Origin of the sequence: Mesorhizobium sp. M7A.F.Ca.MR.362.00.0.0 (assembly GCF_004023175.1) — a bacterium.
In the GTDB taxonomy this organism is placed as follows: domain Bacteria; phylum Pseudomonadota; class Alphaproteobacteria; order Rhizobiales; family Rhizobiaceae; genus Mesorhizobium.
This window is the reverse complement of sequence record NZ_RZTF01000109.1, coordinates 4,941-17,136: the sequence shown is the minus strand read 5'-3', so window position 1 is coordinate 17,136 and position 12,196 is coordinate 4,941. Positions and strand designations below refer to the sequence as shown.

Genomic DNA, 12,196 nt, shown 5'->3' with positions numbered 1-12,196 from the left:
CCGCCACGCCGATCCGCGGCGCGCGCCACGCGGCGAGATCGGTTAACAGGTCTCCCCCAGCAATAGTCCAGCCGTCCGGACCGCGCCCGACGACAAGCGCCACGGTGGCAGCGACAAGCGCCAGCGCAAACAGAAGCAGGATGATCAGCCAGGGCCGGCTGGCCTTGCGCGGTGCGGTACCATTCGAACCGAGATGCGGCCACTCGAAAAGGCGCAGCCGCGGCAACAGCCACAGCAGCAGCGGACCGCCGAGCAGGGCGGTGCCGGCGCCGGTCGGAATGCGTTCGCCACCGGAACCGGCGGCCAGCTGTACCAGCCCGTCCGTCAGCCACAGCAGCACGGCGCCGATCAGCGGCGCGGCGATCAGTTTTTGGCGCAGTGTGCGGGCGCCCGAAAGCGTGGCCAGCGCCGGCGCTGCAAGACCGATGAACCCGATGACGCCAACCTCTGCCGCGACTGACGTCGCCATCCACACGGCAAGCGCGATGATGAGAAAGCGGCTTGAGTGACGGGCGACGCCCAGGCCGCGTGCCGAGGCATCGTCGAGACCAAGAATGGTCAGCGGCCGCAGCAGCATCAATGCGGCAACCGCGCCGGCCACCAGCCTGACCGTCAGCGCGATGGTCGGCTCCCAGTCCTGCTGGACCAGCGATCCGCCGCCCCAGATGAACAGCGAAAACAGGTAATCGCCATTGGCGAGGATCAGTGCTGCGCTGACGGAACTGGCGGTCAGCGCCACCATCATCCCGGCGAGCATGACCGACACCGGCTCCAGCCCGCGCCGCCAGGTCAATGCCAGCACCAGCAGCACCGCGGCGATGCCACCGGCGAAGGCGACCAGGCCCTGCGACCGCTCCATCAGCAGCGGTGCGTAAAGCGAGGCGATCGTCATGGCCAGTTGCGCACCAGCCGAAATACCGAGCGTCGACGGTTCGGCCAGCGGGTTGCGCAGCACATGCTGCAACAGCAGGCCGGACAGGCCGAGCACGGCGCCGGCCAGCACCGCCACGGCGGCGCGCGGCAACGTGCTGTAGAGCAGGATGACACGATCGAGATCAATGCCGTCGCCCGGCGGCGCGGCCGGCCACTGCATGCCGACCCGCCATGCGAACAGGAGCGCTGCCACAGCCGCGAGGAGGCCCCACAGGGCGATTGGCAACAGCGCGGCACTCGTCGCGGCGCGATCGCTTTTAGTGCGCTTAGCCATGGGCCTGCCCGGCAAGGGCGGCCGTCGCCAGACGCGCGAAGCGGCGTGCCGATGGCAGGCAGCCAAAGTGGTTGACCGGCTCCAGGACGGCAACGCGGTTCTGGCGCACCGCCGGCAGAGCGTTCCACAAGGCATTTGTCGGAAGCGAACGCCCGACATCCGCCGGCAGTGGCGAAACGATCAGGATCGACGCCTCGGGCACGCGCGCCAGCGCCTCCAGTCCGACGGGTGCCGCCGCGCTGTAGCTCGTCTCGTCGGTCCATGCATTGACCAGGCCGAGAAGCGTCAGCACATCGCCGAACATGGAGTCGCGGCCAAAGGCGCGAAAATGCCTGCTATCGCCTAGGCTGATGACGAAGACCGGGCGCCCGGAAGCGCGCGGCAAGGTGCCGCGCAGCCGCGCGATTTCATCAGCGGTCTCATCGGCGTAGCGCTCCGCCTCGGCCTGCCGTCCCAGCTTTTCGCCCAGAGCCAGTGTCGCTGCCTCGGCGAGCACATAAGGCGGCACGCCGGCCTCGTAGACCGTTTGCGCAAACACCGGCGCGATGCGTTCGAGCATCGGGCGCTGGTATTCGTAGAAATTGGAGATCACGATGACATCAGGCGCGACGATGCGCAGCAGCTCGTAATTGGGCGCGCCGCGCAGCCCGAGATCGGTCACCGATTGGGGCACTGCCGGCTCGACCGCGATCTTGCGAAACTGGATCAGTTCGGTCGCCGCCACCGGCTCGATGCCGAGTGCCAGCAACGTCTCCAGCATGCCCCAGTCGATCGCGGCAACCCGCATCGCCGCCGCCCTGGCGGCGACCGGTGGCAGCAATGCCGCGGCCGCCAGCGCAAGCACCTGCCTTCTGTTGGGCAGATGGATCATCACTGGCTTGTTTGGCAAGCTGTAACCAAGTCGACTACCAAGTCGTATGCGCCTTCAGCTTGAACGAGCGGCCTTCGCCATAGGAACAGGTCAGCGTCGTCTGGCAGCTCGACACATAGGTCTTGTCGAAGAGGTTGGTGATGTTGAGATCGATCCCCCAATTCTCCTTCTCGTAGCCGAGTTTCAGATCGGCCAGCGTGACCGCCGGCACTTTGGCCGTGTTCTCATTGTCGGCCCACGAAGAGCCAACATAACGCAGGCCGCCGCCGATCGAGATGCCGTCATACCAGTCGCCGCGGAACGTATAGTCGACCGAGGCGGAAGCCATGACTTCGGGCACGATGAAGGGCGTTTTGCCGATCACCGAGATACCGGTATCGTCCTTGAATGCGTCCACGTCCTTGAGGATCTTGATGTCGTAGGCGGTGAATGCGCCCGTCACCCGGAAGTCCTCGGTGATGTTGACCTTGCCTTCGAGTTCGATGCCCCGCGAGCGTACTTCGCCGGTCTGGATCTGCGCGAATGCGTCAACGTTCGAAGCCACATTCTGACGGGTGAGGTCGAAGAGCGACACGGTGAACAGGCCATCGACAAAGGTCGGCACATATTTGACGCCAACCTCGTATTGCTGGCCTGTCTCCGGCTTGAACAAATCGCCGGTCGCAGTCGTGCCGATGATCGGGTTGAAGAAGGTGGCAAAACTGACATAGGGGGTGACGCCGTTGTCGAATTCATAGGCCAGCCCAGCTCGCCCGGAGAAGTCGCCGACGGCCTGGCTCAGATCAATGACCGGGAGACTGAATTTCTCCGTGTAATAGGTCGGGCGATTGTCGGCATCGAGCCAGCCGCGATCATATCGCCCATTCAGCGTCACCAGCCAGCCATCGCCGAAACGCAATTGGTCTTGCGCATAGAAACCGAGCTGCTTCTGCGTCAGGTCCTGGTTCAGATAGCTGACGCGGGGCGTCAGCGGCGAACCGTAGACGGGGTCGAACGCGTCGATTGGCGGAGTAAGCCCAAATTCCGCCGACGACTGCACCTGGTCGATGTTGTAATATTTGTAGTCGATGCCGGCCAGCAGCGTGTGTTCGACTGGCCCGGTCTCCACCTTGCCCTCGATCTGCAGGTCCGACAGGAATGTCATCGCGTCGGTATCATGGTCGAAATTGATGCGATCCAGCGCAGTGGGGCTCGCTGCAGGATTCGTATCTCGGGACCAGCCGTTGGGATAGACGCTGACTTCGTTGATGGAAGCGGCACTAAATCGAGTGTTGGAGCGCACCGTCCAGTCATTGTCGAATGTGTGTTCGAACTCGTAGCCTATCGAGCCCTGTTCCCGCTTGTAGAGATCGACGCTCGGCTCGGTGAAATTCGCATCCGGGTCGATGCGGCCATAATTCACGCCGTCCACAATGTGGTCCGTCACCGTCCCGCTATAGGGCAGGAAGCTGCCGCCATTGTGGTTTTCGTCGATGTGGCTGTAATTGGCCAGGATGGTCAGCGTGGTTGCTTCGTCCGGCTTCCACGTAATACTTGGCGAGATGAAACCGCGCCAGCCATTTTGCAGGTCGCTGTAGGTATCGCCGCCGGCGACTTTGCCCGTCATCCGGTAGCTGACCGCGCCATCCTTGGCCACGTCGCCAATGTCGAAGCCGAGATAGACATTGCCTGCGTCGTTGACACCGGTTTCGACATAGCGGGTGCGTTCGAAGTCCGGCCGCTTGCTGACATAGTTGACCAGGCCACCGGGATTGCTGCCGCCGTAGAGCACGGAGGCAGGCCCCTTCAGCACCTCAATGCGCTCCAACCCGAAGCTGTCGACATAGAAGCCGCCGAAACCGTAGCTGAACAGCTGCAGCCCATCCATGTAGGTGCCGGTGGCCGTCGCCTGGAAACCGCGGATGTACAGCCAGTTGGTGTCGCTGTCGGGGCCGAAGGGCTGCGCGAAGACGCCGGCCGTATAGCGGAGTGCTTCGTCGGCCTTCTGTGCGCCCTGGTCGTCGATCTCTTGACGGCCGACCACCGAGACGGATTGCGGGATGTCCTTGATGTCGGTCGCCGTTTTGGAGCCGGTCCTGCTTTTTTTGGCGACGACGCCTTTAACCGGTCCGGCCGCGCCGTCGCCGGCCTCGCCCTCGACCACCACCGGTTCAAGCTGGGTGCTGGTTTGCACCGACTGCGCGAACGCGGCCATTGGCGGGATCATCGCGGCTGCGGCGACGCTGGCCGCCAGAAGCGCCTTCATCCGGTAAGTTCTGCTCATCAGGAAAGTCCCCGTCTGTCGACATTGAGATACTTGATCATTTATCTCAACTTATCTGCGGGTCATTGGACGGAATTGGGCAGTTTGTCCATTCTTGTCCAAACGAGGGACATCACGGTGTGATGTTGCGGAAATGTCACTGGCGACTGGTGCTCCTCATCCAGGCGCCGGGCGTCAATCCGACAATCGACTTGAACACACGCGTCAGATGCGCCTGGTCGAAAAACCCCGTTGCCTCGGCGATGTCGCCAAGTGAAGCGGCGTCGCGCGCCATCATCGCCTTGGCCCTGTCGACCCGCGCCTGCATCTGCCAGCGATGCGGCGGCACGCCCGTCGCCGCCTTGAAGGCATGACTCATCGCGGTTTCGGACAGGCCGGTCAGCGCGGCGAGATCGGCAAGCCGGATCCTGTCCAGGCAATGCGCGTCGATGTAGTCGGTGACGAGGCGCAGCTTGCGGCGCGAGAGCGGCGACCGTCGCCTGGCGGTATCAGGCTGGTCTATCTGGAACAGGCTTGCGAACAAGGCATTGAGCAAGCCCTCGCCATAGAGATCATGCAGAGGCCGGTCGTTGCCGCATTCGGCGGCGATCATGCCGGCAAGCATGGCGATCCGGTCGTCGCGAAACTGGAAGCGCGACATCCGCAAGGCCTCGTGGTCAAGGCTGCGGCCGAAGCGGCGCGTCAGCGCTGCGGCGTCGAAATGCAGGTCGAGATGCCGGATCCGCCGTAGCCCCTCGACCCGGCCGCGGATCGGCACGCCGGCCGGTATGTAGGCCATGGAAAAAGCCTGGTCGTGGCGGCGCAATTCGCCCTTGGCGCCTTCGACGAAGAAAGCGCCGTCGCCATCCACATCGAGCGCGACGAACAGCCGGGGGTCGGGAGAGACGTAATAGCCTTCGGCCTTGTCACCGCATGAGACATCCCAGAGGTCGGCGACCACGCCGTCCCAGACATGCCATTTCAGATCGCCAATGACTGAAAAGCCCTCAATCCGGCTTTCCATGCGCGCAACGAAGGTCAAGTCCTGTGATCCCAACCATAACATGATAAAAACTATCATGTTTATGCCCGGTTAGCGACCCCACCGCAAGTGCTTTGCGGCTGCTCGAAAATCGGCCGGAACCAATACCGCTGGGGCCGTCAGGCCTCAAACACTTTCGAGGTATGTCTCGATTTCGAAATCGCTGACATTGAGCGCGAACGTGTTCAATTCCTGGCGTTTGCAGGCAACGAAGGAGTCGCGCAGGATGGCTGGAAAAATCTCCGCCACATGCGTCCCGCTCTCGAAGGCGGCGATCGCGGATGCCCAGTCCGGCGGCAGCTTTGCCGGCGGGAGTCCCTGGCCGTCGGTGCCGATCGGATCGCCTGGCGATATTTGTCTTTCAATGCCCGTCAGTGCGGCGCCCAATATGGCCGCTAGCACCAGATAGGGATTGGCGTCGGCTCCCGAAACGCGATGCTCGATGCGGCGCGCACCGGTTGGCCCGCCGGGAATGCGGATCGCCACCATACGGTTCTCATAACCCCAGGCGACTGCGGTCGGCGCATAGGATCTCGGGCGCAGCCTGCGGTAGGAGTTGAAGTGCGGCGCGAACACCAGCGTGCTTTCGGCCATTGCCGCAAGCAGGCCGCCGACCGCATGGCGCATGGTCTCAGAACCCTGGTCGGTGCCGTCATCGAAGACGTTGCGCCCTTCGCCGTCGATCAGGCTGAAATGAACGTGAAAGCCGTTGCCTGCGCGGTCGCCATAGGGCTTAGCCATGAAGCAGGCGGCAAAGCCGTGCTTGCGGGCAATGCCCTTCACCGTGCGCTTGAACAGCACCGCATCGTCAGCCGCCCGCAAGGCGTCCGCGACATGGTTCAGATTGATTTCGAACTGACCGACGCCGTTTTCGGCGATGGCCGTGTCGACGGGAATGCCTTGCGTCCGGCAGGCCTCGTAGACGTCATGGATGAAGGATTCGAAGTCGTCGATCTCGTCGATCGACAGCGCCGCGTCGGAATCGAGACGGCGTCCGGTCACCGGCGAGACCGGTCCGACCGGCCGTTGCGATTGCGGATCGACGAGGTAGAATTCGAGTTCCGTTGCCGCGACCGGGGTCAGGCCCAAGGCCTTGTAGCGATCGAGGATGCGGGCCAGCGCCCGTCGCGGGTCGCCGAGATAGGGCGCGCCGCTTTCGTCGGCCAGCCAGAGCGGGACAAGCGCTGTCGGATGCGCCGTCCAGGCCACCGGCAGAATGCCGCGCCCCGTCCACTGGCACAGTCCGTCGGCATCGCCGGTCGAGAATACCAGTGTGTTGCCTTCGATGTCCTCGCCCCACACATCGAGCCCGATCAGCGAAAAAGGCATGCGCAGCTTGCCTTCCAGCGCCTTTCTTGCCTGCTCGACGGGAATGCGCTTGCCGCGCATGATGCCGTTGAGGTCGCACACCGCGGCTCTCAGGCTCTGGATGTCGGTCCTGCTGTCAAGCCAGTTCAAAACGTCCGCAATTGCATCGCTCAATTTATGACCTCTGGTTTTCGAAGATGCCGCAACCTGACCGGCTGCACTGTCCCTGATAAAAATAGCTTGTGAGTTTTAGGAAAACAGACTTGGCTGTCGCCAAGCGCTTTTCCTTATTTTTTCAAGTCACTAGCTGGGATGTCGGGAGGCATTTCAAAACCAATTGCGCGATCTGCGATCGCAACATAGAGGCAAGGGGCCGGAAAGCCAAGGGGCGTCGCCCGAATCCGCACAAACGCGACACACATCAGTTTCTCGCCTGCGGAAATCTCGCCTGCTGCAGGATGTGCGAGGCGCCTTCGTCGATGTCGCGCACGATGGCGGCGCGGGCGCGCTCGCCGTCCTGAGCCTCGATCGCCGCTACGACTTCCTCGTGAAAGTCAATGTCGAGAATGGAGGCGAGGTCATCCTCGAACCCCGTGGCGAGATTCCTGAGAAACGGGCCGACCTGCATCCATACGGTCTCGATCAGGAAGATCATCTGCTCGTTGCCGCAATGGCGATAGATCGAGAATTTGAAGTCGTGGTTCTTGCGCAGATAATCGTCGATATCACCCTTGCGGGCCGCCAATGTCAGTTCGGTGGCGTGGCGTCGGATCGTGCGCAGATTGTTGCCGTTGATGCGTGTTGTCGCCAGCTCCGTCGCCGAACCTTCGAGGATAGTCCGCACCGCGGTCAATTGCGAAAACCGGTCGGCCGATATTGCCGGCACTTCGACGCTGCCGTTCGGCATTGGGCTGAGCGCCCGCAGCGCTTGCAGCCGCATGAAGGCGCTGCGCACCGGCATGTCGCTGGTGCCGAGTTCCCTTGCGAGTTTTCGCGATGTCAGCTTCTGGCCCGGCGTGAACTGGCCGGACATCAGTGCCCGCACAAGCTCGAGATAGACTTTTTCATGCAAGGGAACGGTGTCGACGGCGGTCAACCCGAATTGTGTTTTGTCGGCCATCGGCGGGGCGCTGCTTCATCGGTTCAGAAATCTGTGCGGCCGGCTGGTTTCGCCGCTGGGGATTCTGCGTGGCCGACCCCGGCGAGAACGCCGAAGTCAGCGACTTATCAAGCACATGATAGACGCTTCGATCGTTGCGCGGCAAGCGACGCGTCGCGCCAAGGCTCACGGCTTGATTGTCAGGCACACGGCGTCTCTGCCACGCTGTGCAAAACGGTCATCACAAATCTTGACCTCGCATGCACTTGCACCTCTGGCCGCTGTCTGGCTTTTTGGGCTACCCATCGCAACGGAGTGATTCGCATCATGCCACTCGATTGCAAGGTTTCAAGGCAGTCTGCGGGTGGGTCGTGAAGCGCGCGCAATTGGCGAAGGAGACACAGGCATGGCCGAGTTCAAGAAGCCCGAAATCTCCGAGATGAGACCCAAGATCACCGTGATCGGCGTTGGCGGCGGCGGTGGCAATGCCGTCAACAACATGATCGCCGAGCAGCTTCAGGGCACTGAATTCATCGCCGCCAACACCGACGCCCAGGCGCTGACCATGTCGAAGGCGACGCGGCTGATCCAGCTTGGCGCCCACGTCACCGAAGGATTGGGCGCCGGATCGCTTCCCGAGATCGGCCGAGCCGCGGCCGAGGAATCGCTCGACGAGATCATGGACCATCTGGCCGGCACGCATATGTGTTTCGTCACCGCCGGCATGGGCGGCGGCACGGGAACCGGTGCGGCTCCAATCATCGCCCAGGCGGCGCGCAAGGCCGGCATCCTGACGGTGGGCGTCGTCACCAAGCCTTTCGCCTTCGAGGGCAGGCGCCGAATGCAGATGGCCGAAGAGGGCATCGAGCGGCTGCGCGAGAGCGCCGACACGGTCATCGTCATCCCGAACCAGAACTTGTTTCGGATCGCCGATGCCAAGACCACCTTCGCCGATGCGTTCGTCATTGCCGACCGGGTGCTCTATGCCGGCGTCAGCTGCATCACCGATCTCATCGTCAAGGAAGGCTTGATCAATCTCGACTTCGCCGATGTCAAATCGGTGATGCGCGACATGGGCCGCGCCATGATGGGCACCGGTGAGGCCTCCGGCGAGGGTCGGGCAATGAAGGCGGCCGAAGCCGCGATCGCCAACCCGCTGCTCGACGAAGTGTCGATGAAAGGCGCCAAGGGCGTGCTGGTTTCGATATCGGGCGGCAGGGACATGACCCTGTTCGAGGTCGACGAGGCCGCCACCCGCATCCGCGAAGAAGTCTACGAGGATGCCGACATCATCGTTGGCGCCATCTTCGACAAGGGCATGGAAGGCCGCTTCAGGGTCTCGGTGGTGGCGACGGGTCTCGACCGTGCGTTTGGGGTGGAGGATGCCGAAGCCGGCATCGTCCGCGACCACGCCGGTCAGCCGGCACGCACGCTTCAATAGGTCGTATCGCGCGTTTGTTCTCGCCAGGAGATAATTTCTCGAGGGAGACATCGCTGAATAGCAATTGCATTGCCGACGGATCAGATTGACTGGCGCAACTATTGTGTTCAGCTGTATCGATCTCGGTGCCGCTGCTGCTACAAGAATCCGTCATAGACGGCCATCTATACTGGCTACCCGTATCGTTCGAGCGACGAGAGGCGCGGCTTGGAATTCGACTTGAAAACCATCGAAGCGCTTGCGCCCGATCAGGCGTCGTTGAGCGCCGCGTCCAGGTTGACCAGGCAATCGAACTGGCCACGGCTCGAAAAGAGCGATCAACTGGGGCTCCTCTGGGGGGAATGCCAGGGTTCCGGCTCCAATCCCTACCGTGTGGTCGTCGACACCGGCGACCATGGCTACAAATGCACCTGTCCGTCGCGGAAATTTCCCTGCAAGCACACTTTGGCGCTGATGTGGATTGCAGCCACCACGCCGGCCAGTTTTACCGCCGCAGGCTCGACCCCGGAATGGGTGAATGATTGGCTCGGTCGCCGAAGGAAGGCCTCGCCGCAGCCGGCGGCGCCAGCGCCCGGTGCGGGAGGCAAGAGCATTGGCGAGGCCTCGCGCGACGACGAAAGCGCTGATGTCGAGGACGCCGCTGCGGTCGAGCGCCGCGAGGCAGCGCAGCGCAAGCGGACGCTGGATACGCAATCCGCGGTGTCGGCGGCGTTGGATGAGCTGGATCAATGGATCGCTGACCAGTTGCGGCTTGGCCTGGCCGGTTTTGTCGACAACAGCAGTGACCGTTGCCGCCGGATTGCGGCACGGCTGGTCGACATGAAGGCGACAGCGCTTGCCGGCCGCATCGACGAGATTCCGTCACGGCTGATGGGTCTGCGCAGCGAGGAGCGCCCGGACGCGGCGATCCGCGAACTCGGCAAGCTCGTGCTGGTGGCCAAGGCCTGGCGATCGACACCAGGCGACGCCGAACTGAGGCGGCTCGTATCGACGTCCGAAAGCCGTGAGCAGGTTCTGGCCAATCCCGATGCCAAACCGGTCGAAAGCGTTTGGGAGGTGCTTGGCGAGAAGATCGAGTCGCGCCGTGACGGTCTCGTCAGCCATTCGACCTGGCTGCTCAACCTGAAGAGCGCGAGCCCGCAATTTGCTCTCTTGCTCGACTATTTTCCGGCCTCGGCCGGTCGCCGGTCGAACGCCTTCACACCGGGCGACCGGTTCGATGCCAGGCTGGTCTTTTACCCGGCACGCCAGCCGCTGCGGGCCTTGGTGGCGGACCGCAAGGGCGACGTCCCGACAGGTGAGTGGCCCGATTTCGGCTTTCACACAGCCGATCCGCTCGCGGCGCATGCTGTTCACCAGAACACAGCCCCTTGGCTCACCGATTGTCCTGTCATGCTGCCGCCCGGCGCGATCCTGCTGGACGATCGGGGCGCTGCCTGGTGGCAAGCCGCCGGCGATCCGCATGGTATCGCCTTGCCGATTGCCGACACCGTCAATCCAACGCTGCTTGGGCTGGACCTTATGGCAACGGCAGCACTTTGGAATGGCAGCCGGCTTGACCTGCTGGCGGCGCAAAGCGGTTTCGGGAGGCTTGACTTGTTGTGAACGAGATCGAGCAGACCGGCCTGGCGGCCATGCGCGACTGCTGGATCACCGGCGGGACCACCTTCGACCTGGCTCCTGGCGCGTGGAAGGAGATCGCCGGCGGTGCAAGCCCCGACGAGCGCGAACGCCGGCTGCTGGCGATCGCCGCACAAGCTCTCGACATCGCCTTGCGGCCAGCCGCGCCAAAGACGCTGAAACGCCGCCCGCAATTGCCCGAACTCGCCTTGCCGATGCTGCCGGAACGGCTGCGGCCGCTATTGCGAGCCGCGCTCAAGCATGCCGCCGACACAAGAAGCAAGTCGCGTGTGGTCACGCTCGTCGCCAGCCGCGGCTTCGTGCTGCATCCGATGGACTGGATGCCAGCCGCGTCGGATCAGAGCAGTCCGGACGTTTATGCACCCTGGGTCGACTGGCAGGCAGGCGCGGACGGCGAAAAACCTGCAAGCCAGGAGCATCTGACGGTGGAAAACTGGGATGACTTCTATCCCGCCGCACGCCGCACCGCGCTCGCCGATATGCGCCGCACCGCACCGGCTTCGGCTCGGCAACTGATCGAAACCAAGGCCTCCGGAGAGCCGGCGGAGATCAGGATTGCACTCGTCGACCTGTTGCGCTTCGGCCTGGGCGCCGATGACGTTCCATTCCTGAAGAGCCTCTCCGCCGATCGTTCCGGGAAGCTGCGCGAGCTCGCTGGCCGGTTGCTGGCAAGATTGGGAGAGCACGGCTCGCCAGGCGATGGCGGGCCGGAAGATCCGACGGCCGAACTCGCTGCCTTCATCGCTGAAGGCAAATCCGGCTTCATCCGCCGCCGCACCACCTACACGCCGGCAAAACTCAAATCGCCGGCGCAGGAAAGACGTCGCGCCGAACTGTTCGAGACCTGTAACCTGGTCGACCTCGCCACGCGCTTCGGCACCACCGAATCCGAGTTTATCGGGGCGTGGCAATTCGGCGCCGAGAGCAATGCCGATATCCTTGTTGCCCGAATGGTCGCCGCGTCGGGCAGCGACGCCGCGGTGACGCACATGGCGGATATGCTTGTCGCCGAAGGTGGCAAGCCCGCACTCTTCGTCCTCCATCTCATGGCGCGTCTGGACAGCCGCAGGAAGCGTGTCCTGGTCAGGTCGATCCTGAAAGACACGCAACATCTCGGCGCGCTCAATCTGGCCGAGGGGCTCGAAGCAAGCTGGCTGGAATGGACCGACCTGACAAACGGCCAGACGCTCGCGGCGCTTCGCTCCGCTGTTGCAGGAAACGATGACGCTGTGAAGCGAGGCGTCGACCAGATCCTGGAAACGATGGGCTTTCTCGCCACGGCGGCGACGGCGGAGAAATTGATCGGAGACGTTGTTGCGGCCGGTATGGCGCCGGCGGCGCCGCC

The 12,196-nt window shown here is 63.2% G+C and carries 9 protein-coding genes; 3 read left to right on the top strand and 6 right to left on the bottom strand.

Going from position 1 to position 12,196, the window contains the following annotated elements:
- The 6 genes from EOC06_RS15765 to EOC06_RS15740 all read right to left on the bottom strand — a co-directional run.
- Nucleotides 1-1,207: iron chelate uptake ABC transporter family permease subunit (locus EOC06_RS15765; protein WP_164898601.1), on the bottom strand; the 1,207-nt coding region annotated here is incomplete at its 3' end.
- The gene (locus EOC06_RS15760; protein WP_128308200.1) at nt 1,200-2,078 is read right to left on the bottom strand and encodes an ABC transporter substrate-binding protein; all 879 of its coding nucleotides are present in this window, start codon (nt 2,076-2,078) and stop codon (nt 1,200-1,202) included. The genes EOC06_RS15760 and EOC06_RS15765, both read right to left, overlap by 8 nt.
- 34 nt (nt 2,079-2,112) lie before the next feature.
- The gene (locus tag EOC06_RS15755; RefSeq protein WP_245469639.1) at nt 2,113-4,341 is read right to left on the bottom strand and encodes a TonB-dependent siderophore receptor; all 2,229 of its coding nucleotides are present in this window, start codon (nt 4,339-4,341) and stop codon (nt 2,113-2,115) included.
- 136 nt (nt 4,342-4,477) lie between these two features.
- On the bottom strand, nt 4,478-5,362 hold the full coding sequence (locus EOC06_RS15750; RefSeq protein WP_164761829.1) for an AraC family transcriptional regulator: 885 nt from the start codon (nt 5,360-5,362) through the stop codon (nt 4,478-4,480).
- 126 nt (nt 5,363-5,488) lie between these two features.
- Entirely contained in the window at nt 5,489-6,844 is a 1,356-nt protein-coding gene (locus tag EOC06_RS15745) for a glutamine synthetase family protein (RefSeq protein WP_127268594.1), read from the bottom strand.
- Between the two features lie 247 nt (nt 6,845-7,091).
- Nucleotides 7,092-7,790 (bottom strand): GntR family transcriptional regulator, encoded by a 699-nt coding sequence (locus EOC06_RS15740; RefSeq protein ID WP_127327063.1) that lies wholly within the window; start codon nt 7,788-7,790, stop codon nt 7,092-7,094.
- 385 nt (nt 7,791-8,175) lie between these two features.
- Here EOC06_RS15740 and ftsZ point away from each other — a divergent pair, with 385 nt between their 5' ends.
- The 3 genes from ftsZ to EOC06_RS15725 all read left to right on the top strand — a co-directional run.
- Nucleotides 8,176-9,210 carry a cell division protein FtsZ gene (gene ftsZ, locus EOC06_RS15735; protein WP_128308198.1) on the top strand — a complete coding sequence of 345 codons (1,035 nt, stop codon included), beginning with the start codon at nt 8,176-8,178 and terminating at the stop codon, nt 9,208-9,210.
- Nucleotides 9,211-9,429: 219 nt separating this feature from the next.
- Nucleotides 9,430-10,815, top strand: a complete 1,386-nt coding sequence (locus EOC06_RS15730; RefSeq protein WP_245469638.1) for an SWIM zinc finger domain-containing protein — start codon at nt 9,430-9,432, stop codon at nt 10,813-10,815.
- The coding region (locus EOC06_RS15725; protein WP_245469636.1) for a DUF5691 domain-containing protein at nt 10,812-12,196 on the top strand (1,385 nt) is incomplete at its 3' end. The genes EOC06_RS15730 and EOC06_RS15725, both read left to right, overlap by 4 nt.

What these genes read in the sequence shown, in the direction of transcription:
- EOC06_RS15760 (WP_128308200.1), bottom strand. Translation starts at nt 2,078, where the DNA reads ATGATCCATCTGCCCAACAGAAGGCAGGTGCTTGCGCTGGCGGCCGCG.
- EOC06_RS15755 (WP_245469639.1), bottom strand. Translation starts at nt 4,341, where the DNA reads ATGAGCAGAACTTACCGGATGAAGGCGCTTCTGGCGGCCAGCGTCGCC.
- EOC06_RS15740 (WP_127327063.1), bottom strand. Translation starts at nt 7,790, where the DNA reads ATGGCCGACAAAACACAATTCGGGTTGACCGCCGTCGACACCGTTCCC.
- ftsZ (WP_128308198.1), top strand. Translation starts at nt 8,176, where the DNA reads ATGGCCGAGTTCAAGAAGCCCGAAATCTCCGAGATGAGACCCAAGATC.